Source organism: Streptomyces sp. AP-93 (assembly GCF_022808175.1).
In the GTDB taxonomy this organism is placed as follows: domain Bacteria; phylum Actinomycetota; class Actinomycetes; order Streptomycetales; family Streptomycetaceae; genus Streptomyces.
Map to the genome: position 1 here is coordinate 255,129 of NZ_JALGBX010000001.1, position 23,095 is coordinate 278,223.

At 71.7% G+C, this 23,095-nt stretch carries 14 protein-coding genes and 1 pseudogene; 10 read left to right on the top strand and 5 right to left on the bottom strand.

All coding sequences use genetic code 11. The features are described 5' to 3' along the window. The first annotated feature begins 17 nt into the window (after window positions 1–17). Both MTF69_RS01195 and MTF69_RS01200 read left to right on the top strand, forming a co-directional pair. Window positions 18–1,634: a glycoside hydrolase family 13 protein gene (locus MTF69_RS01195; protein ID WP_243329736.1), complete on the top strand. Its 1,617-nt coding sequence runs from the start codon at window positions 18–20 to the stop codon at window positions 1,632–1,634. Next, window positions 1,631–2,638 carry a LacI family DNA-binding transcriptional regulator gene (locus tag MTF69_RS01200; RefSeq protein WP_243329738.1) on the top strand — a complete coding sequence of 336 codons (1,008 nt, stop codon included), beginning with the start codon at window positions 1,631–1,633 and terminating at the stop codon, window positions 2,636–2,638. Before MTF69_RS01195 ends, MTF69_RS01200 begins: the two co-directional genes overlap by 4 nt. A gap of 734 nt (window positions 2,639–3,372) precedes the next feature. Here MTF69_RS01200 and MTF69_RS01210 read toward each other — a convergent pair. The 3 genes and pseudogenes from MTF69_RS01210 to MTF69_RS01220 all read right to left on the bottom strand — a co-directional run bounded on the left by MTF69_RS01210 (window position 3,373) and on the right by MTF69_RS01220 (window position 5,696). After that, window positions 3,373–4,037: pseudogene (locus tag MTF69_RS01210) on the bottom strand (YdcF family protein). After that, on the bottom strand, window positions 4,034–4,219 hold the full coding sequence (locus MTF69_RS01215; RefSeq protein WP_243329740.1) for a hypothetical protein: 186 nt from the start codon (window positions 4,217–4,219) through the stop codon (window positions 4,034–4,036). The pseudogene MTF69_RS01210 and the gene MTF69_RS01215 overlap by 4 nt, the downstream one beginning before the upstream one ends. An 85-nt stretch (window positions 4,220–4,304) precedes the next feature. After that, entirely contained in the window at window positions 4,305–5,696 is a 1,392-nt protein-coding gene (locus tag MTF69_RS01220; RefSeq protein WP_243329742.1) for a sporulation protein, read from the bottom strand. Between the two features lie 243 nt (window positions 5,697–5,939). Here MTF69_RS01220 and MTF69_RS01225 point away from each other — a divergent pair, with 243 nt between their 5' ends. From MTF69_RS01225 to MTF69_RS01240, 4 genes are read left to right on the top strand one after another with little or no spacing between them, the layout of a single operon-like run. Beyond that, window positions 5,940–6,968: a dTDP-glucose 4,6-dehydratase gene (locus MTF69_RS01225; RefSeq protein WP_243329744.1), complete on the top strand. Its 1,029-nt coding sequence runs from the start codon at window positions 5,940–5,942 to the stop codon at window positions 6,966–6,968. Next, window positions 6,958–7,947: an ATP-grasp domain-containing protein gene (locus MTF69_RS01230; RefSeq protein WP_243329746.1), complete on the top strand. Its 990-nt coding sequence runs from the start codon at window positions 6,958–6,960 to the stop codon at window positions 7,945–7,947. The genes MTF69_RS01225 and MTF69_RS01230 overlap by 11 nt, the downstream gene beginning before the upstream one ends. Beyond that, the gene (locus tag MTF69_RS01235; protein WP_243329748.1) at window positions 7,944–9,086 is read left to right on the top strand and encodes a DegT/DnrJ/EryC1/StrS aminotransferase family protein; all 1,143 of its coding nucleotides are present in this window, start codon (window positions 7,944–7,946) and stop codon (window positions 9,084–9,086) included. Before MTF69_RS01230 ends, MTF69_RS01235 begins: the two co-directional genes overlap by 4 nt. Next, complete coding sequence (locus MTF69_RS01240) at window positions 9,083–9,520, top strand: low molecular weight protein-tyrosine-phosphatase (RefSeq protein ID WP_243329750.1); 438 nt, start codon at window positions 9,083–9,085, stop codon at window positions 9,518–9,520. The genes MTF69_RS01235 and MTF69_RS01240 overlap by 4 nt, the downstream gene beginning before the upstream one ends. Window positions 9,521–9,536: 16 nt before the next feature. Here the strand turns inward: MTF69_RS01240 and MTF69_RS01245 are convergent, their stop codons facing one another. Beyond that, entirely contained in the window at window positions 9,537–10,709 is a 1,173-nt protein-coding gene (locus tag MTF69_RS01245) for a glycosyltransferase (protein WP_243329751.1), read from the bottom strand. Window positions 10,710–10,869: 160 nt separating this feature from the next. Beyond that, window positions 10,870–14,640 (bottom strand): hypothetical protein, encoded by a 3,771-nt coding sequence (locus MTF69_RS01250; RefSeq protein WP_243329754.1) that lies wholly within the window; start codon window positions 14,638–14,640, stop codon window positions 10,870–10,872. Window positions 14,641–14,789: 149 nt separating this feature from the next. Here MTF69_RS01250 and MTF69_RS01255 point away from each other — a divergent pair, with 149 nt between their 5' ends. The 4 genes from MTF69_RS01255 to pulA all read left to right on the top strand — a co-directional run bounded on the left by MTF69_RS01255 (window position 14,790) and on the right by pulA (window position 23,067). Continuing rightward, window positions 14,790–15,257: an RICIN domain-containing protein gene (locus MTF69_RS01255; RefSeq protein ID WP_243329755.1), complete on the top strand. Its 468-nt coding sequence runs from the start codon at window positions 14,790–14,792 to the stop codon at window positions 15,255–15,257. Between the two features lie 79 nt (window positions 15,258–15,336). Continuing rightward, window positions 15,337–15,648, top strand: coding sequence for a hypothetical protein (locus MTF69_RS01260; RefSeq protein WP_243329756.1), 312 nt, complete (start codon window positions 15,337–15,339; stop codon window positions 15,646–15,648). A gap of 226 nt (window positions 15,649–15,874) precedes the next feature. After that, on the top strand, window positions 15,875–17,635 hold the full coding sequence (locus MTF69_RS01265) for a carbohydrate-binding module family 20 domain-containing protein (protein ID WP_243329757.1): 1,761 nt from the start codon (window positions 15,875–15,877) through the stop codon (window positions 17,633–17,635). A gap of 41 nt (window positions 17,636–17,676) precedes the next feature. Next, window positions 17,677–23,067, top strand: coding sequence for a pullulanase-type alpha-1,6-glucosidase (pulA, locus tag MTF69_RS01270; RefSeq protein WP_374321923.1), 5,391 nt, complete (start codon window positions 17,677–17,679; stop codon window positions 23,065–23,067). Window positions 23,068–23,095: the final 28 nt, after the last annotated feature.

Genomic DNA, 23,095 nt, shown 5'->3' on the forward strand with positions numbered 1-23,095 from the left:
ACCTCTCCAAGGACGACATGACCCAGCACCTCGCCGCCGAACCCTCCCTGGACGGCCTCCCCACCTCCACCGGCACCCAGCCCGGCTGGTGGAGAGAAGCGGTGATCTACCAGGTCTATCCGCGCAGCTTCGCCGACTCCAACGGAGACGGCATGGGGGACCTCGAAGGCATCCGCAGCCGACTGCCCTACCTGAAGGAACTCGGCGTCGACGCCGTGTGGCTCAGCCCCTTCTACGCCTCCCCGCAGGCCGACGCGGGCTACGACGTCGCCGACTACCGGGCCATCGACCCGATGTTCGGCAGCCTCCACGACGCCGACGCCGTGATCCGCGAAGCGCACGCGCTGGACCTGCGGATCATCGTGGACCTCGTTCCCAACCACTGCTCCGACCAGCACGAATGGTTCAAGCAGGCACTGCGCGAAGGGCCGGGTACGCCGCTGCGCGAACGGTTCCACTTCCGCGCGGGGCGGGGCGAGGACGGGGCGGAGCCCCCGAACGACTGGGAGTCCATCTTCGGCGGACCCGCCTGGACCCGGGTCGCCGACGGGGAGTGGTACCTGCACCTCTTCGCACCCGAGCAGCCCGACTTCAACTGGGAACACCCGGCCGTCCAGGACGAGTTCCGCTCGATCCTGCGCTTCTGGCTCGACCTGGGCGCCGACGGCTTCCGCATCGACGTGGCGCACGGCCTGGTCAAGGCCCCCGGCCTGCCCGACCTCGGCCGCGGCGAACAGCTCAAGCTGCTCGGCAACCAGGTGCTCCCCTTCTTCGACCAGGACGGCGTCCACGAGATCTACCGCTCCTGGCGCCGGGTCCTCGACGAGTACGCGGGCGACCGCATCGGCGTCGCCGAAGCCTGGACGCCGAGCGCCGACCGGACGGCCATGTACCTGCGGCCCGACGAACTGCACCAGGCCTTCAACTTCCACTACCTGAACACCGGATGGGACGCGCAGGCACTGCGCGCCACCATCGACGAGTCCCTGGACGCGATGCGCCCGGTGGGTGCGCCGACGACGTGGGTGCTGTCCAACCACGACGTCGTACGCCACGTCACGCGCTACGGGGGAGGGGCGGAGGGCCTGGCCCGGGCGCGGGCGGCCGCGCTGCTGATGCTGGCCCTGCCCGGATCGGCGTACGTCTACCAGGGCGAGGAGCTCGGCCTGCCCGAGGTCGTCGACCTCCCGGACGCCGTCCGCCAGGACCCGGCCTTCGCCCGCGGCGCCGGGCAGGACGGGCTGCGCGACGGCTGCCGCGTACCGATCCCGTGGTCGGGCACCGAAGCCCCGTACGGCTTCGGCGAGGGCGGCAGCTGGCTGCCGCAGCCGGCCGGCTGGGCGGGCCTGAGCGTGGCCGCGCAGACCGGCGACCCGGCCTCCACCCTGGAGCTCTACCGCGCCGCGCTGCGCCTGCGCCGCTCGCACCCGGAGCTGGGCGCGGGCGACGCTGTCCAGTGGCTGGACGCCCCGGCGGGCGTCCTGGCCTTCCGCCGGGGCGACTTCACCTGCACGGTCAACACCACGGCGGAGCCGGTACGGATGCCCGCGCCGGGCGCCGTACTGCTGGCGAGCGGGCCCCTGCCCGACCCGTCGGAGCTGCCGGCCGACACGGCGGTGTGGTGGCGGGGATGACCTCCCCGCTGCGGCTGACGGACATCGCCGCGCAGGCCGCGGTCAGCGAGGCGACCGTCAGCCGCGTGCTCAACGGCAAGGCGGGCGTGGCGTCCGGCACCCGGCACAAGGTGCTGGCCGCCATGGACCTGCTGGGCTACGAACGCCCGGTCCGGCTGCGCCGGCGCAGCAACGGGCTGGTAGGTCTCCTCACCCCGGAGCTCACCAACCCCATCTTCCCGGCGTTCGCCCAGGTCATCGAGCAGACCCTCGCGGGCCACGGCTACACCCCGGTGCTGTGCACGCAGACCCCGGGCGGGGCCACCGAGGACGAATTGGTGGAGCAGCTGGAGGAGCGCGGTGTCACCGGCATCGTGTTCCTGTCCGGCCTGCACGCGGATTCCTCCGCCGACCCGTCGCGCTACCAGCGGCTCGCGGCGCGGGGAGTCCCCTTCGTCCTCATCAACGGTTTCAACGAACAGGTCCAGGCACCCTTCATCTCCCCCGACGACCGCGCGGCGGCCGAGATGGCGGTCCGCCACCTGGAGGACCTGGGCCACCGCAGGATCGGCCTGGCCATCGGGCCGACGCGCTACGTCCCGTCGGCGCGCAAGGAGGCGGGCTTCGTCGCCGCCCTCCCCTCGGCGGCGGCCGACGGCCTGATCCAACGCACCCTCTTCACGGTCGAGGGCGGCCACGCGGCGGGCGGAGCCCTCCTGGACCGGGGCTGCACGGGCATCGTCTGCGGCAGCGACCCGATGGCGCTCGGCGTCATACGGGCGGCCCGCGAGCGCGGCCTGCGCGTCCCGGAGGACATCTCGGTCGTCGGCTTCGACGACTCCCCGCTGATCGCCTTCACGGACCCCCCGCTGACGACGGTCCGCCAGCCGGTCCGCGCCATGGCCACGGCAGCGGTGGGCGCCCTCCTGGAGGCGGTGGCCGGCACCCCGGTCCAGCGCACGGAGTACGTCTTCCAGCCGGAGCTGGTGGTCCGGGGGTCTACGGGGCAGGGGCCTGGGGGGTAGGGGCTTCGCGGGGGCGGGGCTTCTTCCCCCCTCTCACCACCACCCTCAGCCGGTGGTTGCCCACCCGCCCCCTTCGGTGGTGAGGTGCAGGCGCGGAGCGCTGCGGGGCGGGGTCGGGGGTGGGCTGTGCTGCGGGCCGGGCGGTGGCTGCGGGGGTGCCGGGCGGCGTCCCGGCAGTCGAGCGTCCTTCCGTGGTGGGACGGCCCGTCAAGGGCGCTCCTTCGTCGCGTCGCTACGCGATGGCCTTCGGCCACCCTTGACGGGCCGTCCCACCACGGAAAAACACAAGACTCCCGGGATTCCCCCGGGGAATGGCCGGGGGGAGACAGAGGGAGGGGCGGGCAGGCTGGAGATGCCTGTGCTCTCTCCGGCCGAGGGCCCTCCGCACACGCCCCCGGCAGGACCGTGACCTCTGCCGGAACAGACGCGCGGGGCGATCAGAGCATCCAGGGCCGGGCGCCTGGACACCCTTCCCGCGACGTCGACCGCCACCACGAGCGCAAGGACGCTCACGAGCCCGTCAGGGTCGGGGGGCGCGACTGATCGCTACGCACTCTCGCTCGGCTTAGCGTCTGCGCCGCGATTGTGGCTGATCGCAGGCGGGCTCGAGGTCGCCCCCAGGGCCGCGAGTCGGGTGCGGTGCGTCTTCGCCGCTAAGCGTTTGGCCAGCGTCGCCTGCCTCGGGAAGAGGATTGGGCTGATGAATCGCGCACAGCCCGCCCCGCGCAGGGGAATCAGGAGATGAGGCGGCTGGTGGAGCCGTCGCGGATGAGGGATTCGTACGCGTCATGCACGTCCTCCGGGACATCCTGGGCGATGGCGAACCCGTTCTTCGGATATTCGATCACCCGCTGGAGATCACCGACGAGCATGTCGAGGACGAGTTTTTCGTCGCCGATGCTCTTGAGGTAGTCGTCCAGCTCGAGCGGCTCCGAGGCGCAGATGATCTCGATCTGGGGCCACAGCTTGCGGGCGGTGGCGAAGGACCGTCGCTCCATGTACGGATGGAGACCAGCAGGACGGACTTCGGTGTGATGCCGTTCGCGGCAAGGAGCTCACGGCTGAGGGTGATGTTCTGGCCGGTGTTCGCGGCGTTCGGCTCTACGAGGATCGCTTCGTCGGGGACGCCGAGTTCGAGGGCGTGCTCGCGGAAGTGGACTGCCTCGCCGCGGGGGAACCGGGCCCGGGTGGTCGGGCTGTTGCCGCCGGTGAACACGAGGATGGGGAACAGGCCGGTTCGATAGAGGCCAGCGGAGGCCGCAGCGACTCCGAGGTCGTGGCTGCCCAGTCCGATCGCCACGTCCACCGATGCCAGGTCGTGGCCCATCTGGTGGTAGTCCCAGATCAGCTTGGCCTGGCGCCACTGTTCCTCGGTGATCGTCTGCTGGATGTCCGTCACGCGATCTTCTCCCTGGTCACCGTCGTCGGGGGCCGGAGGCCCCCTCGTTCATGGCCCTGATGCCCTCGATGAGCGACCGGCCAGTTCTCGGGCTCGGCGAGGTCTTCGAACTCCCGGGTCGCGGCGAGCAGGACGCGGGAGGCATAGCCGTGGTTGCCGTCCTTGCTCAGGGGTGTTCCCACCCACAGCCGGGCCCTGGCCCGGTCCCGGCGCGAAAGCCGTCGTCGACGGGCAAGGGCGCTGATCCACCCGCGCTGGCTTTCCGGTTCAGGCTGCGGCGGGCAGTTCGGTGCGGGTGCGTTGGATGAGGTCGGCCACCTCGGGGCGGTCTTTCCAGGGGCTGAGGGTGCGGGTCACCTCGTGGAGGTAGCTGTGGGCGCGGGCGGACTGGACGTTACTGAGGATGGTGAGTGAGGTGTTCGCGGCGGTGAGGCCGGGTTCGAGTTCGCGGTTCTGGAGGTGGCTGGTGGCGAGGACGGCCATACGGATGCCGGTGGCCCGGGTGAAGCGGTCGGCCGGCATAGGTTCGGCCAGCCCGTTCCAGGCGAAGGCGCCCTTGGGGTCGGCGAGATCGCGGTGTACTTCGGTCGCGTCGGCAGCGAGCCGGGCGTGGGTCATGTAGGCGAGCTGCTCCGGGTCGTGGCTGCCCGGGCGGATGGAGTCGAGGAGCTCCTGGGTCCGGCCGAGCGCGGCCTTCGCGGCCCGCGCGTTTCCGGTGCGGCCATGGGCACGGGCCTCGGCCAGTTTGGCGAAGGCCAGGACCCGGGGTGCGGCGTGCCCGAGGCCGCGCTCGTAGGCTCCTTCGGCCATGTCCGCCGCCTGCTCGGGGCAGCCGCGCAGGAAGGCCTGCAGGGCCATGGTGGCCAGTACGTAGCATCCGCTCTCCACGTTGCCCGCGGCCCGGGCCAGGCGCAGGGCCTGGACGAAGTGGCGCTGGGCGATGTCGTGGTGGCCGGTGTCGACCGCTGACCATCCCACTACCCGGGACAGCTCGGCGGTCGCCGCGAACAGCTCGCGCCCGATGGCCTCCGTGTAGGTGCCGGTCAGCAGGGGCGCGGCGCTGAGGCGGAGGCATTCGGTGACGGAGCTAGCCTTCCAGTTCCCGCCGCCGAACCGGGAGTCCCACAGGCGGGCTTCATCGGCGGCCCTCCACAGCTCGTCGAGGTCGCTCCGGCCGACCTGCCGTCCGCCTTCGTGGGCGACGGGAGCGTCGGTCGGCTTGGCCAGCCAGCGGGTGACAGGGGTGGCGAAGGCGGCGATGGCGAAGCCGTTGCTGATGAGCTGGCGGCGGGAGCGGTCCACGGTTCTCCAGTAGGTCGCGGCGACGCGGATGGCATCGACGGGGTCGCGGGCGAAATCCAACCCCATGTCGGGGTTTCCGCCCGACCTGCTGTACATGCCGATCTCGTCCACGCTCACGTGCCTGCCGAGACGTTCGCCCAGCGCAGCGGCCAGGAACTCGGGCACACGGCCGCGCGGGATCATTCCGAGATTCACCCATCTGGCGACACTGGTGTGCTCGTACCGGAGTGGTACACCGGCTGCGGCTCCGATCCGGTTGACCTGGGCGGCCAGGGACTTGTGGCTCGCGCCCGCCTGTTTGACGAGCCGGGCCAGATTCTCGTTGGGATCGCCCTGGCGGTCCTTCGTACGCGCCACCGAGCCCCCTCTTGCCAGCCGGTGTCCTGCGACATGGATGCCGCGGGTGTGGGATCCGAGCCTAGGACGCGGGCAGGACGCGAGGGAACCGGATGTGCGTTGTTCGCCCCCCTAGTTCGCCTCCCGCGCGCATCGGCAGCGGCGGTTCTCTGGACGCAGACGGCGGCTCGCCGAAAGACCCGCACTCCGGACTTCCGGGGGATCCGCAGTCCCTTCCCGGTCCACGACCAAGGTGGGTGTCAGATGTACGAAGTCCTCGTCACCGGCGGTGCTGGCTTCATCGGTTCGCGTTTCATCCGGCGGATCCTGCGCCGGGACGACATGTCCCGGGTGACCGTGCTGGACGCGCTCACCTACGCGGGCCACCCCGAGAACTTGGGGGAGGCCTTCCTGGACCCGAGGCTGACGTTCGTCCACGGCAACATCCTCGACGGACCGCTCGTGGACGAGCTCATGGCCCGGCACACGGCTGTCGTCCACTTCGCCGCCGAGTCCCACGTCGACCGCTCCCTCACGACGGCCGACAACTTCCTCACGACGAACGTCCTGGGCACGCAGACCCTCGCCGCCTCCGCCGGCCGCCACGGGATCGCGAAATTCGTGCACGTCTCGACGGACGAGGTGTACGGGTCACTCGCCGAAGGCTCCGCGACCGAGGAGGACCCAGTACGGCCCGGCGTCCCGTACGCCGCGTCGAAGGCCGCGAGCGACCTCGTGGCCCTGAGCCACTTCCAGACCTACGGCCTGCCCGTGTGCGTGACCCGTAGCTCGAACAACTACGGACCCCACCAGTTCCCGGAGAAGGTCATCCCCCTCTTCACCACCCGCCTCCTCACGGGCGAGAAGCTGACCCTGCACGGCCAGGGGCAGCACGTACGGAACTGGCTGCACGTCGCGGACAATTGCGCCGGCATCGAGCTGGTCCTGCGCGATGGGAACCCCGGCGAGGTCTACAACCTGGCCGGCGGCACGGACCTCACCGGCCGGGAGCTGGCCGCCAAGCTCCTGGCCCTGTGCGGCAAGGGCTGGGACTCGGTGGCCTACATTCCCGACCGGCAGGCCAACGACCTGCGGTACTCGATGGTCTGGGACAAGATCGCCGCCCTCGGCTTCCGGCCGGCCCGCGACCTCGACGAGGGCCTGGCCGAAACCGTCGACTGGTACCGCAGGCACCCGGACCGATGGGCCCCGCTCCTGCGCTCCGCGCGCGCGAGCCTCCCGCCCACGACCCGCGTCACCGCCACCGCAGCGGAGGCCACGCATGTCCACTGATCAGCGCATTCAGCGGCGCATTCTGGTGACCGGCGTCGGCGGGGCCCCCGGCTTCGACCTGGCCCGCGCCCTGCTCCGCCTCGGCTGCGACGTCATCGCCACCGACTCCGACCCGCTCGCCCCCGGCCTGCTCCTACCGACCGTCACCCCCCGCGTCACCACGGCCGCCGCCGACGAGCGCTACCGGGCCGATCTCCTGCGCCTGTGCGCCGAGCTCCGCCCGGACGCGATCATCTCCACCGTCGAGCGGGAACTCCCCAAGCTCGTCATACTCCGCCGCCCGCTGGCCGACCTCGGCGTCACCACGTGGCTGCCCGACGCCCAGGGCGTCGAAGCCTGCGTCGACAAGGCCGCCTTCCACGCGGCGCTGACCGAGTACGAGGTCCCCACGCCCCGCACCGTCATGCCGGACTCCCTCGGCGACCTCCCCGAGGACCGGCCCCTCGTCGTCAAGCCCCGGTGGGGACAGGGAGCGCAGAACGTCGTCTTCTGCCAGACCCGCGAACAGGCCCGGATCCTGTGCGAGGTCGTCCCCGATCCGATCGTGCAGGAACGGGTGACCGGGCGGGAGTTCACAGCGGACTGCCTCGTCGACCGCTCCGGCCGCGCCTCGGTCATCCTGCGGTACCGCCTCCTCGTCAAAGGCGGTCTGGCCGTGGTCTCCCGCACTTTCCACGACCAGGAGGCCGAGGGCTGCGTCCGCCGGACCCTGGCCGCCGTCGGCGCGGCCGGGGCCTGCTGCGCACAGGGCTTCCTGCGTGCCGCCGGCCCCGAGCGGGTGCTGATGACGGAGGTGAACGCCCGCGTCGGCGGCGGCTTCCTCACCGCGGAGGCAGCCGACGCCGACCTTGCCGGCCAGCTCCTCGCCGGCCTCTTCCACCGCCCCGTCGACCACAGTCGCCTGGCCTACCAGCCGGGTGTGTGCCTGACCAAGTACACCGAGACGCCGGCCACCACGACCCAGGAGCAGCAACGATGAAAACCTCCACGGCGGCAGCCGCCATCCCCAACGCACGCCCCTTCCTCTATGGGCAGGAGGCGTCCGCGATCACCGCCGCCCTGCGCAGCGGACAGTACGGCCACACCGACACCACCGACGCCTTCGAGGCGGCCATCGCCGCGTTCCTCGACGTCCCCGACGCTGTTGCCGTCGCCTCCGGCACTTCCGCCCTCCACGTCGCCCTCCTCGCCGCAGGCATCGGCCCCGGCGACGAGGTGATCGTCCCCTCCCTCACGTTCTGCGCAAGCGTTCAGGCCATCCTCGCGACCGGGGCCGCCCCGCGCTTCGCCGACGTCAGCCCCCGGACCCTCTGCGTAGACAGCCACCACGTCCTCGACGCACTCACCCCGAGCACCCGAGCCGTCGTGCCCGTGCTCTACGGCGGCCGGGCCGTCGACCTCGCCGACGCCGAGCCCGCCCTCGCCGAACGGGGCATCACCGTCATCGAGGACGCCGCCCACGCCTTCGGCTCGTACGCCGGTACCCGCCGCGTCGGCGCCACCGGGAAACTGACCTGCTTCAGCTTCGGCCCCATCAAGAACCTCACCTGCGGCCAGGGCGGCATGATCGTCCCCCGCAGCCCGGAGGAAGCCGAGAAGTGCCGCCTGTTGCGCGGTCTCGGCATCGTCGAGTCCCCGGCACAGAGGGCCGAAGCAACCAGCTATACGGTCGACGGCTTCGGCCTGCGCGCCCAGATGTCCTCCCTCAACGCGGCCGTCGGCCTCGCCCAGCTCGACCACTTCACCGAAACGCAGACCGCACGCAAGGCCCTGTGGCGCACCTACGCCGACGCCCTCCACGACGTCGGCGGAGCGACCCTCATCGACGTCGACATCGAGCAGTCGGTCCCCCACCTGTGCGCCGTCCTCGTCGCCGCCCGCGACCGAGACCACGTCTTCCGCACCCTTCGCCGGCGTGGCATCGGAGTCGGCACGCACTACCCGCCCAACCACCAGCAACCCGCCTTCGCCACCTGGTCCAGGCCACTGCCGGTCACCGAGGGCGTCGGCCGGGAGATCCTGACACTCCCCTTCCACCAGCACATGACGCACGCCGACGCCGAGCACGTTGGCATGGAACTCGGCAAGGCCATCGTCGAGGCAGAGGCGGACCGATGAGCCGCCCCCGCCGCATCCTCACCGTTTGTCTCGGAAACATCTGCCGCTCACTTCTGGCCGCCGCCGTCCTGGCCCGGCACGGAGGACCTGCCGTCGAGGTCCGCTCGGCCGGAATCCGGGACAAGTGGACGGGCGAGCCCGCACACCCGCAGATGGTGGCCGCCGCGGCAGCACACGGCTACGACCTCACGACTCACCGCGCGGCGCAGGTCACCGCAGACCTCATGGACTGGGCCGACAGCATCCTCGCCATGGACGTCACCAACCTGGCAGCCCTTCAGGAGCTGGCCCGAGACGAGCGAACCTGCCGCAAGCTCAGCCTGTACCTCGGTGAGGGCGGCCGGGATGTCCCCGACCCGTTCGGGAAGGATCCGCAGGCCTTCACGGCGGTAGTCGAACTCGTCGAGCGCGCCACCGCCGCACTTCTGCGGTAGCCCCTCCCGGGAGGGGTCAGCCGGACGCCGCGGCCAGGAGTACGTCCACGAGCCTGTCCGCAGCATCCGGCCGTCCGTACGCCCGAGCCCGTTCGGCCATCGCCGTCCGGCGGGCGGGGTCGGTGAGCAGCGGACCGACCGCGTTCCGCAGGTGCTCGCCGGTGACCTCGCCGAGCAGGGCGAGCGCCGCACCCGCGTCGGCCAGGTGCCGGGCGTTGTGCGCTTGCTCGTTCCCGGCCGACGTAGCGAGAGGGACGAACACCGCCGGCTTGCCCAGCGCTGTCAGTTCCGCCAGCGTTCCGGCCCCGCTTCGGGACACCACGACATCGGCCAGCGCCAGTACGTCCGGCAACTCCGGCCCGACGAACCCGGCCAGGTGGTATCGGCCGGCGAGAACCGGGTCCAGACCCGCGGCGGCGGACCGGATCCCGTCCACGTTCGCGGGACCGCACTGGTGGATCACGTTCGCGTGAGCCAGGAGCCAGGGCAGTACTTCGCGAACCACGGTGTTGATCTGCTGGGCGCCCTGCGCGCCGCCGGTGACGTAGACCGTCGGCAGACGCCGGTCGAACCCGTACAGGGCCAGCGCCTCGACCGCCTTGTCCCCGTGGCCGCCCAGTACTTCCGGCCGTACCGGGTTTCCGGTGACGACCGCGCGCTCGCGCACCTCGGCGGGCAGCAGCGGTAGCGAGGACTCCGAGGACACCGCGATCCGCGTCGCCGAGCTCGCGAGTTTCCGGTTGGCCAGTCCGAGCCGGACCGTCTGCTCGTGCAGGACCAGCGGACGCCGGCACAGCCGCGCGGCCAGCCCGGCCGGGACGGCGACGTACCCGCCCGTCGCGAGGACGACGTCCGGCTGGAAGCCGGAGACGATCGACCTGGCCTGAGCCACGCCGAGCGGCACCCGGGCCATGTCCTTCACGTTCGCCGCGGACAGCATCTTGAGCGGGTTCGAGGAGCGGCGGATCTTCCCCGTGGCCACCGTCCTGAACGCGATGCCCTCCGCCGGGGCGACACGCGCCTCAAGGCCGTCCTCGGTACCGATCCACAGGACGTCCAGTGTGCCGCCCGAGGCTGCGAGGCGGCCCTGCAACGTACGGATCGCCGTCAGCGCCGGGTAGGTGTGACCGCCAGTCCCCCCGCCCGTCACGAGCAGCCGGAAGGAACGCGGGTGAGAGGGAATGTCCACCCGGGCAACCCTACTGTTTGAGGGCGCCCCAGCACGACGTGGCTGTCGCCGACCGCCCTCATCTGCCAACCAGCCCTTGAGGCGGTCGGCTTCGGCCCGCTGGTCGAGGCGTGGCTCTTGTTGCCGACCTGCCGGCTCGACGACGCGTCGGGTACGGATGTCAGTGCCGCGGGCATGGTGGGCTGAAGGTGACTGCTGTGAAGTGCTGGGACCATTGGGGTCGGGTGATCCGGGGGTGCGCGCTGTTGCAGATGCGGGCCGTGACCCTGGCCAGGGTGGTGTCCCACAGGCGGATCGTGAAGTCGTTGCCGCCGGTGGACAGGGTGTTGCCGTCCGGGCTGAAGGCCACGGCCGGGACGGGGTTCGTGTGGCCGGTGAGGGTGGTGGGGGTGGCCGTACCGTTCACGTCCCACAGGAGGGCCTTGCCGTCCGCGGCGGCGGCTGCCAGGCGGTGGCCGCCGACGTCGAAGGTCAGCCTGTAGATCCAGGAGCCGGACCCCGGCAGTCGCCTCACCTTGGTCGGGCGGCCGATGGCGTCGACTTCCATCAGCCATACCGTCTTGTCCCTGCGGTGGAACGCGGCCAGTTGCCGGTTGTCGGGGCTGAATACGCCGCCGGTCAGGGGGTCGGAGCGGAGGGGGGACGGAAGTTCCCTGGGGCTGCGCGGATCGCTGATGTCCCACCACCGCAGCGGACCGGACTCTCCGCTGCTCGTCAGCAGGGTGCGCCCGTCCGGCCGGAAGGATGCCAGGGTGACGTCCGGCCCGTCCTCGGCGATCCGGCTCAGGGGCTTGGGACTGCCGGGATCGGTCAGGTCCCACAGGCCTGCTCTGCCCAGGGCCCAGACGGCCAGCAGGCGGCCGCCCGCACCGAAGGCGACGCCGCCGACTTCGCCGGCGCCGGGCCTGAGGACCGAAGCCAGTCGCGGTCTGCGCGGATCGGTCACGTCCCACACGCGGACGGTGGTGTCCTCGCTGGCCGTGACGAGGGTGCGCCCGTCCGGGCTGAAGGCCACGCACCGCACGAACCTGGTGTGGCCGTGCAGGACCGAGAGCGGCCACAGGGCACGGCCACCGGTGACCTGCCACAGCCGTGCGGTGCCGTCCCAGCTGGCGCTCGCGAGCACGTGGCCGCCCGGGGCGTACGCCAGGGACGTGACCACGTCGTCGTGGGTCGCGAGCGACAGGTCCCGCAGGTCCAGGAGCCGGTCGGAGATGGCGAGCATCTGGCCGTCCGGGCTGAACGCGGCCTGGTAGAACCCGCCCTGGATCGTGCTGGTCCGCTTCGGCTTCGCCGGGGCGGCGACATCCCAGAACTGGACGGACCCCCCGACCGAGACGAGCGTGCTGCCGTCCGGGCCGAACGCCACCGACCAGACGATCGCGGGATGGCCGGGCAGCACGGCCGGTGGCTTCCTTCGCGGGCCGGTGTCCCAGACCCGTGCGGTGCGATCCCAGCTCCCGGTCGCCACCAGAGCGCCGTCGGGGCTGAACGCCGCCGAGGTCACCGTGTCGGTGTGTCCGCGCAGGACGTCGAGGAGGAGGGGATCGGCGGGGTCGGTGACGTTCCACAGCCTGACGGTGGTGTCGCCGGTGGTCGCCAGGGTGCGGCCGTCCGGGCTGAACGTCGCCGAAGTGACCGCGTGGGTGTGGCCCGGCAGGGTGGCCAGCAATCGCGGGTGGCGGGGATCGCTCACCCTCCACAGCCGCGCCGAGCCGTCGGCGTGGCCGGTGGCCAGGACGGCGCCCGGCCCGTACGCCACCCACGTCGGCCCGGACCGCTGGTCCGGCAGCGTGCTCAGCTCGGCGGGCGCACGCCGGTCCGTCACGTCCCACAGCCGTACCGAGCGTTCGCTCGCCGTGGCCAGGACACGGCCGCCTTCGCCGAACGCCACCGACATCAGCCGCTCCGGCTGGTTCACGACGGCCAGCTGAACGGGGTGGTGGGCGTCCCGGACATCCCACAGCCGGACCGTGCGGTCCCAGCTCGCGGTGGCCAGGACCCGGCTCCCGGGGGCGAAGGAGACCGAGACCACGTCGGAGGTGTGGCCGGTGACCCGGCTCGTGTACGGCGTGGCGAACGCACTCATGAGCTGGTCGCGGACGTCGCCGGTGGGTGCCAGCCGGTACGCGGCCAGGTTCAGCTGCGCGGCGAGCGAGGGGTCCTGCGGCCGCACCTCGGCCGCGTCCGCGGCGGTCTTCCGCGCGATGGCCACGTTGCGCTGCTGGAGGGCGGAGTCGCGCGAGTCGACGGCCAGCCCGCCCGCTGTCGCAGCGATGACCACCAGCACCGTGAGCAGCGTGACCAGCTGCCGCAGGCGGACCGTCCGCCGCCTGGCCGCCGCCATCTCGCCGGCCTGCGCTTCCCGGCTCGCGTCGAGGAAGCGCCGTTCCCTGGAGGTCAGCCGGCTGCCGTCCGCGGCGGCCAGGTCCAGTGCCGCGGCCAGGCGGGCCCCCCGGTAGAGGGCGTGCGGGTCACGGTCGCGCAGCTCCCAGCCGGCCGTCGCGTCGGTGAGCTGCCGGTGCAGGAGCAGCCGGTCCCGGTCCTCGGTCAGCCAGCCGCGCAGCCTCGGCCAGCACCGGATGATCGCCTCGTGGGTGATCTCGACGCACCCCTCGTCCAGCGTCACCAGCCGCTGCCGGGCGAGGGATTCGAGCACGAAGGCCGTATCGGGGTTCTGGTCCAGCTCGTCCCTGGTGATGCGGCGCCTGGTGTCCTCCGTACCGTCACCCAGCGCGGTCAGCCGGAGGAACAGCGACCGGGCGAGGTCCTGCTGCACGGGCGACAGCCCCCGGTAGGCGGCCTCCGCGGTCTGCGCGAGCGCGTGCTGGATGCCGCCGGCCGCCAGATACCCGTCCAGGGTCAGGCGGTTGCCGCTGCGGCGGCGCCAGGTCTCGACCATCGCGTGCGAAACCAGGGGCAGCGCACCCGGCTGGCCGGTGGCGTCCGCGATGACGGCCGCCAGCAGCGGTCCGGTCACCGAGCAGTCGGCGAGCATGGCCGGCCGGGTGACGGCCTCGCGCAGCTCCTGGCTGCTCATCGGGCCGACCGCGATCTGCGCGTCGCGCATCGCCTCGACCAGCCGGGGGTCCTTGACGCAGTGCCCGTAGAAATCGGCGCGCACGCCGATCACCACCCGGGTCCGGCTGGTCGCCGCCGTGGTGGCCGCGGTCAACAGGGCGATGAACGCGTCCCGTTCGGCCGGGTCCCCGCAGAGGGTGAAGACCTCTTCGAACTGGTCGACCACGATCAGCGCGTCGATGTCCGGTGCGCGGTCGATCACGGTCTGCCGGATCCTCAGGTGCAGCGCCCCGGGATCCTCCAGCAGCTCGGCCACCAGTGCGCCGGGAGCCGCGCCCGTCTCGGCGGCCAGGTGGACGGCGCACTCCTCCACGGGACGCGCGCCCGGCGTGAACAGCATCACCGGCCACCCCGATGCCCGCGCACGGGCCACGAGCCCCGCCCGCAGCACCGAGGACTTCCCCGAACCCGACGGCCCGAAGACCGCCAGGAACCGGCGCTCGCGCACCTTCGCGAGGACCTCGCCGGTCAGCCGTTCGCGCCCGAAGAACCGGTCGGCGTCCTCCGGCTGGAACGCCGACAGCCCCGCGTACGGTGCGCCCTGCCCGCTGGATTCCCCGGGCTCGCCGCCCTGAGCGCTCGCGGCGATCTCGGCGGCGACCGCATGCCATCGGGCTTCCCATGCGCACCGGTCACCCTGGCACGCCTCGACATACGCGAGCGTGACACCAAGGCTCGGAAACGTGTGCCCGCCCGCGGCGTCCGACAGCGTCGTGGACGAATAGTGCGCCCTCTTGGCCAGCGCCCGATAGGGCGGCCGCCCCGCCGCCTCGCGCAGCTTTCGAAGGTCGGCGGCGAACTGTGTCAGCGGACCGATGTCCGGGTCGAGCGGCCGTTCGGGGCGGGGCATGACCTTCCTTCCTGCGCCTCTGCGCAGTCGCGATGGGTGGTGTTTGTCCAGCTTTTGATGTCCGGAACCCACGTTCCGGCGCCGGACATCGACCGGCGGCTACACAAGGCCCAGCGCAACCCGCGCACCGGCGACACGAAGGAGAAACCATGAGGACCGTGCGACGACTGATGCTGCTGGCGGCGGCCACCGGGCTGCTGGCCGGCGCCACCTTGGCGGGCTCGCCCGCGTCCGCCGCGGCGCCGCTGCTCAAGTCCAACCTGAACGGAAGGTGCGCCGACATCTTCATGTTCCATCAGGAGAACGGCGCCTCCACGGTGACGTGGGACTGCCACGGCGGCACCAACCAGCAGTGGTACTGGGACGGCGAGCAGATCCGTTCCAATCTGAACGGAAAGTGCCTGGAGATCTACGGCCCCCACCTGGGCGACCAGGGCTCGGTGAGCATGTGGGACTGCAACGGCGGCCGCCACCAGAAGTGGTTCCGCAACGGCAGTGAGATCCGTAACAGGGTGAACGGAAAGTGCCTGGACATCCTGGCCGGCCGGCCCGACAACGGGCAGCTCCTGGTGAGCTGGGGCTGCAACGGCGCACGCAGCCAGAGCTGGGACTTCTGAACGCCGGCCCGGTCCGGCACCGCACGTGCCGGACCGGGCCCCCCGTTTCGAATCGAATCATCAGAAAAGAGGGTGGCGCATGTCCTTTCAGGCGATGAAGAACGAGCGAAACCAGCATTCCGAAACCGAGGGCCCGGACCGGCGGGCGTTCCTGACCAGGGCGCTCGGTGTGACGGCCGGTCTGGTCGGAGCGGCGGCGGCGGGCACCTTCGCCGCCCCGGCTTCGGCGCGGGAATCCCATGCCCTGGCGAACCAGCCGAACTGGCGCTTCTGCGTGAAGTGCTACGGCATGTTCTTCTACGGCTACCAGGACAACGGCCGCTGCGCCGCCGGCGGCGCCCACAGCCGCCAGTCCAGGCCCGACTACGACTTCGTCATCCCGCACAGGTAGACCCGTCCTCCGCCCCGCGCCCACCAACCCCGAGGGGCTGGTGGGCGTTCTCACGCCCGTGCCCGCCCGTGCCCGCCCCATCCGACTCGACCCGGAAACAATTCTGCAATCTCTTGCGCAAGGTCTTGCAGAGGCTCCGCCCGGCACCTACGGTCGCTGCAATCCCCAACTCGGCCGTGACCGGTCCCCACCCGGTCGTGTGCCTCTCCGCCAGGAGGAACACCGCATGCCAACCCGTGCCCGCGCCGCCAGAGCCGCCGCCGCGCTGCTCTCCGTATCCGCCGTCACCGCCGTGGCCGCCCTCGCCGTCGTCGGGGGGTCCGCGCCGCAGGCTCTGGCCGCCGCCCCAGGTGAGAAGGACGTCACCGCCGTCATGTTCGAGTGGCGGTTCGATGCCGTGGGCAAGGCCTGCGGGGAGAGCCTCGGGCCCGCCGGGTACGGCTACGTTCAGGTGTCGCCCCCGCAGGAGCACATCCAGGGGGCCCAGTGGTGGACCTCGTACCAGCCCGTCAGCTACAAGATCGCCGGGCGGCTGGGCGACCGTACCGCCTTCAAGGCCATGATCGACGCCTGTCACGCGGCCGGCGTGAAGGTCGTCGCCGACTCCGTCATCAACCACATGGCGGCGGGGGACGGGGTGGGGACGGGGGGCAGTTCGTACACGAAGTACAACTACCCCGGCATCTACTCCGGCGGCGACATGGACGACTGCCGGTCCTCGATATCGAACTACGGCGATCGCGGGAACGTCCAGAACTGCGAGCTCGTCCAGCTCGCCGACCTGGACACCGGCGAGGACTACGTGCGTGGCCGCATCGCCGGCTACCTCAACGACCTGCTCTCCCTCGGCGTCGACGGCTTCCGGATCGACGCCGCCAAGCACATGCCCGCCGCCGACCTCGCCAACATCAAGTCGCGGATGTCGAACCCGAACGCCTACTGGAAGCAGGAGGCGATCCACGGCGCCGGGGAAGCGGTCTCGCCGAGCGAGTACCTCGGGAACGGCGACGTGCAGGAGTTCCGGTACGCGCGCGACCTCAAGCGGGTCTTCCAGAGCGAGAACCTCGCCTACCTGAAGAACTTCGGGGAGGCGTGGGGGCACATGCCCTCCGGGCAGTCCGCCGTCTTCGTCGACAACCACGACACGGAGCGCGGCGGTGACACCCTCAGCTACAAGGACGGGTCCGCCTACACGCTCGCAAACGTCTTCATGCTCGCCTGGCCCTACGGTTCGCCCGACGTGCACTCCGGCTACGAGTGGACCGACCGCGATGCAGGCCCGCCCAACGGCGGCGCGGTGAACGCCTGTTACGCCGACGGCTGGAAGTGCCAGCACGCCTGGCGGGAGATCTCCTCCATGGTCGGCTTCCGCAACTCCGCGCGCGGCCAGGCCGTCACCGACTGGTGGGACAACGGCGCGGACCAAGTCGCCTTCGGCCGGGGGGCCAAGGCGTACGTGGCGATCAACCACGAGGGCTCGGCGCTGACCCGGACGTTCCAGACCTCCCTCGCGGGCGGCGACTACTGCGACGTGCAGAGCGGCCGCACGGTGAGCGTGGACTCCGCAGGGCGGTTCACCACCACCGTCGGAGCCGGGACGGCCGTCGCCCTGCACGTCGGCGCCCGAGGGTGCGGCGCCACCTCCACCCCGAGCCCGACTCCGACCCCGACGCCCACCCCGACCCCCACCGCCACCGCCGGTGCTTCCTTCGCCGTCAACGCCACCACCGTCGTCGGCCAGAACATCTACGTCACCGGCGACCGCGCCGAGCTCGGCAGCTGGAACACCGGCGCCGCGCTCAAGCTCGACCCGGCCGCCTATCCCGTCTGGAAGCTCGACGTCACGCTCCCGCCCGGCACGGTCTTCGCGTACAAGTACGTCCGCAAGGACGCCGCCGGGAACGTCACCTGGGAGAGCGGAGCCAACCGCTCCGCCACGGTCCCCGCCAACGGCAAGGTCACGCTGACCGACACCTGGCGCAACTGACCCTCCCGCCCCACCCCGTCCCGCACCCGAGGAGATCCTCCGTGATACGCCCCGCCCTCGCCGGCGCGGCGGGAGTGCTCGCAGCCACCCTGGCTGTGACGCTCCTGCCCGCCCTTCCCGCCGCCGCGGCGGCCGCCGCCAAGGCGCCACCGGCCCCGCCCTCGGACGCCGGACTGGCCGCCGAGTCCGCGCGGCACGACCTCACCCGGGAGCAGTTCTACTTCGTGCTCCCGGACCGGTTCGCGAACGGCGACCCGCGCAACGACCGGGGCGGGCTGACCGGCTCCCGGCTGGAGACCGGCCTGGACCCGACGGACAAGGGCTTCTACCAGGGCGGCGACCTCAAGGGGATCACCGACCGGCTGGACTACATCAAGGGGCTCGGCACCACCGCCATCTGGATGGCGCCGATCTTCAAGAACCAGCCGGTGCAGGGGACGGGCAAGGACGTCTCGGCCGGCTACCACGGCTACTGGATCACCGACTTCACCCAGGTCGACCCGCACTTCGGGACCAATGCCGATCTGGAGCGGCTGATCGACAAGGCGCACGGGAAGGGGATGAAGGTCTTCTTCGACGTCATCACCAACCACACCGCCGACGTCGTCGACTACCGGGAGGCGTCCTACGGCTACCTGTCGAAGGGCGCCTTCCCGTACCTGACCAAGGACGGGGAGCCGTTCGAGGACTCGACTGCGTTCAATTCAGGAGCGGCCTCCGGGGGGAAGGGGAAGTTCCCGAAGACCGACGGCGACTCCTTCCCCCGCACCCCCTTCGTCCCGGCGGCGAAGAAGAACCTGAAGGTCCCCGCCTGGCTCAACGACCCGACGATGTACCACAACCGGGGCGACTCCACCTTCGCCGGCGAATCCTCCGACCAGGGGGACTTCTTCGGCCTCGACGACCTGTGGACCGAGCGTCCCGAGGTCGTGGAGGGGATGGAGAAGATCTACGAGAAGTGGGTCGAGGAGTTCGACGTCGACGGCTTCCGGATCGACACCGTGAAGCACGTCGACACCGGCTTCTGGACCCAGTGGGCCACCGCCCTCGACGCGTACGCCGCCCGGCAGGGCCGCAAGGACTTCTTCATGTTCGGCGAGGTCTACTCCGCCGACACCGCGATCACCTCCCCGTACGTGACGCGGGGCCGCCTGGACGCCACCCTCGACTTCCCGCTCCAGGAGGCGATCCGTTCGTACGCCGCCCAGGGCGCGGAGGCCGGGCGGCTGGCCTCCGTCTTCGGCGACGACTACCGCTACACCACCGACAAGGCGAACGCCTACGAGCAGGTCACCTTCCTCGGGAACCACGACATGGGCCGCTTCGGGACCTTCCTGAAGCAGGACCGGCCGGGGGCGGGGGAGCAGGAGCTGCTGGACCGGTACCGGCTGGCCAACGAGCTGATGTTCCTCTCCCGGGGCAATCCGGTGATCTACTCCGGAGACGAGCAGGGCTTCACCGGCGCGGGCGGCGACAAGGACGCCCGCCAGCCCCTCTTCGCCTCCCGGGCGGCCGACTACCTGGACGACGACCAGCTCGGAACAGTGCGCACACACGCGAGCGATGCTTACGATCCGGAGCAGCCGCTCTACAAGCAGATCAGTGCTCTCGCGAAGCTGACCAAGGACCACCCGGCCCTCCGCGACGGCGTCCAGAGTGAACGCTTCTCCGACGGCTCGGCCTACGCCTTCGCCCGCACCGACCCCCGCACGCGCACCGAGTACCTGGTCGCGGCCAACAACGCCGCCGAGCCCCGCACCATCGAGCTCGACGCCCCGGCAGGCGTCCAGTACGCCGCCCTCTACGGCGGCACGGCCACGCTGATCCGCTCCTCCGCGGCCGGCAAGCTGACCGTCACCCTCCCGGCCCTCGGCTCCGTAGTCCTCCAGGCGACCACCCCCGCCGCCAAGCCCACCGCCAAGCCCGCCCTCACCCTCAAGGCCCCGGCCCCCGGCGCCACCGGCACCGTCGAGCTCTCCGCCGAGGTCACCGGCGACCCCCTGAGCCGGGTCGTCTTCGCCGCCCAGACCGGCACCGGCAAGTGGCAGGTCCTCGGCTCCGCCGACCACGCCCCGTACAAGGTCACCCAGTTCATCGGCGCCGACGTGGCCGCCGGCACCCCGCTGCGCTACAAGGCCGTGGTCGTCGACTCCGCCGGCCGCACCGCGAGCGCCCTCGCCGCATCCACCACCGGCCAGGCGCCGCCCGCCGAGGTCCCCACCGCCACCCAGCGCGACTACGCGATCGTCCACTACAACCGCCCCGACGGCGACTACACCAACTGGCGCCTGTTCGCCTGGGGCGACCTCGCCGAGGGCGAGACCACTCCCTGGCCCGCCGGCCACGACTTCACCGGCCGCGACGCCTACGGCGCCTTCGCCCACGTCAAGCTCAAGCCCGGGGCGAGCAGCGTCGGTTACCTCGTCATCGACAAGGACGGCACCAAGGACGTCGCCGCCGACCGCACCATCGACGTGTCGAAGACCGGCGAGATCTGGCTGGAACAGGGCAAGGAGCCCGCCCGCACCGACCGCCCCGCCTACCCGCCGCAGGACCAGTCGAAGGCCGTCCTGCACTACCAGCGTCCCGACGGCGCCTACGAGGGCTGGGGCCTGCACGTCTGGACCGGAGCGGCCGCGCCCACCGACTGGTCCAAGCCCATCCTCCCCACCCGCACCGACTCCTACGGCGCCGTGTACGAGGTCCCCCTCGCCGCCGGAGCCACCAGCCTCAGCTACATCCTCCACAAGGGCGACGAGAAGGACCTCCCCTCCGACCAGTCCCTCGACCTGAAGAGCAACGGGCACGAGGTGTGGATGCTGGGCGGCAAGGAGAAGTACCTCCTTCCGCAGCCCGCCGGCAGCGCCGCCGCCCTGGACCTCACCAAGGCCCAGGCCGTCTGGATCGACCGCGACACCGTCGCCTGGAACGCCCCGCCCGCCGCCGCCTCCCTCCAGCTCCTCGCCTCCCGCGAAGGCGCCGTCAAGGCCGAGAACGGCACCCTGACCGGCCGGGCCCAGTGGCTCCGGCTGGCCAAGTCCGAGCTGAGCGCCGCCCAGAAGCAGAAGTACCCGCACCTGGCCGCGTACGCCGCCTACACGGTCGACCCGCGCGACCGCGACCGCGTCCGCGAAGCCCTGCGCGGCCAGCTCGTGGCCAGTGCCCGCGCCGCCAACGGCGCGGTCCTCGCCGCCACCGGAGTCCAGCTCGCCGGGGTCCTCGACGACCTCTACACGACGAATGCCCCGCTCGGCCCCGTCTTCAAGGACGGCCGCCCCACCCTGTCCGTATGGGCCCCGACCGCCCAGCAGGTCGCCCTCGAACTCGACGGCGGCCGCACCGTCCCGATGCGCCGCGACGACGCCACCGGCGTCTGGTCGGTGCGCGGCGACCGCGACTGGGCCGGCAAGCGCTACCGCTACGCCGTCACCGTCTGGGCCCCGAGCACCGGCCAGGTGGTCCGCAACCTGGTCACCGACCCGTACTCCACCGCCCTGACCACGGACTCCGCGTACAGCCTGGCCGTGGACCTCGCCGATCCGAAGCTCGCCCCGCCCGGCTGGCGCGAGCTGAAGAAGCCCGCGCCCGTCCCCTTCACCTCCGCGCAGATCCAGGAGCTGCACATCCGCGACTTCTCGGTCGCCGACCGCACCGCCGCCCACCCCGGCCAGTACCTGGCCTTCACGGACACCGCCTCGGCGGGCATGGGCCACCTGCGCGACCTGGCCGCCGCCGGCACCTCGTACGTCCACCTCCTGCCCGCCTTCGACATCGGCACGATCCCCGAGAAGCCCGGGGATCGCACCGAACCCGCCTGCGACCTGAAGGTCTACGCCCCCGACTCCGAGGAGCAGCAGGCCTGCGTGGCCGCCGCGGCCGCGAAGGACGCGTACAACTGGGGCTACGACCCGCTGCACTACACGGTCCCCGAGGGCTCGTACGCGAGCGACCCGAACGGCACGGCCCGCACGGTGGAGTTCCGCCGCATGGTGCAGTCCCTGAACGGCGCGGGCCTGCGCACGGTCATGGACGTGGTCTACAACCACACGGTGGCCGCCGGCCAGTCCGACAAGTCGGTGCTCGACCGCATCGTCCCCGGCTACTACCAGCGGCTGCTGGCCGACGGCTCCGTCGCCACCTCCACCTGCTGCGCCAACACCGCCCCCGAGAACGCCATGATGGGCCGCCTCGTCGTGGACTCGGTGGTCACCTGGGCCAAGCAGTACAAGGTCGACGGCTTCCGCTTCGACCTCATGGGCCACCACCCGAAGGCCAACATCCTGGCCGTGCGCGCCGCCCTCGACGCGCTGACGCCGCAGAAGGACGGGGTCGACGGGAAGAAGATCGTCCTCTACGGGGAGGGCTGGAACTTCGGCGAGGTCGCCAACGACGCCCGCTTCGTGCAGGCCACGCAGCAGAACATGGCCGGCACCGGGATCGCCACCTTCTCCGACCGCGCCCGCGACGCGGTCCGCGGCGGCGGCCCCTTCGACGAGGACCCGCGGGTCCAGGGCTTCGCCTCCGGCCTGTTCACCGCCCCCAACGCCTCCCCGGCGAACGGCACTCCGGAGCAGCAGCGCGTCCGGCTCCTCCACGACCAGGACCTGATCAAGGTCGGGCTGACCGGCAACCTCGCCGCGTACGCCTTCACGGACTCCACCGGCCGCAAGGTCAAGGGCGCCGAGGTGGACTACAACGGGGCCCCGGCCGGGTACGCGGCAGCCCCCGGCGACGCGCTCGCGTACGTCGACGCCCACGACAACGAGACGCTCTTCGACGCCCTGGCCTTCAAGCTCCCGGAGGGCACCCCGGCGGCCGACCGGTCCCGCACGCAGGTCCTGGCCATGTCCGTGGCCGCCCTCTCCCAGGGCCCGGCCCTCTCCCAGGCGGGCACGGACCTGCTCCGCTCCAAGTCCCTGGACCGCAACTCCTACGACAGCGGGGACTGGTTCAACGCCATCCACTGGGACTGCGAGGACGGCAACGGCTTCGGCCGCGGCCTGCCCCCGGCGGCCGACAACCGCTCGAAGTGGACCTACGCGAAGCCCCTGCTGGCCGCGCCCGCACCGGGCTGCGCCGAGATCGGCGGCGCCTCGGCCGCGTACCGGGACCTGCTGAAGATCCGTACGACGGAACCGGCCTTCGCCCTGACCACCACCGAGGCGGTCCAGTCGAAGCTGGCCTTCCCCCTCTCGGGGCCCGAGGAGACCCCGGGCGTGATCACGATGGCCCTGGGCGACCTGGTGGTGGTCTTCAACGCAGCTCCCGCCGCCCTGACCCAGCGGGTCCCGGCCCTCGCGGGCACGGCGTACGCCCTGCACCCGGTGCAGGCCTCGGGCGCGGACCCGGTGGTCCGGCAGGCGGCCTACGACCCGGCGAAGGGAGAGTTCGCCGTCCCGGCCCGCACGGCGGCGGTCTTCAAGCGGGGGTGACCCGTCACGCGGGGGCGACCCGTCACCC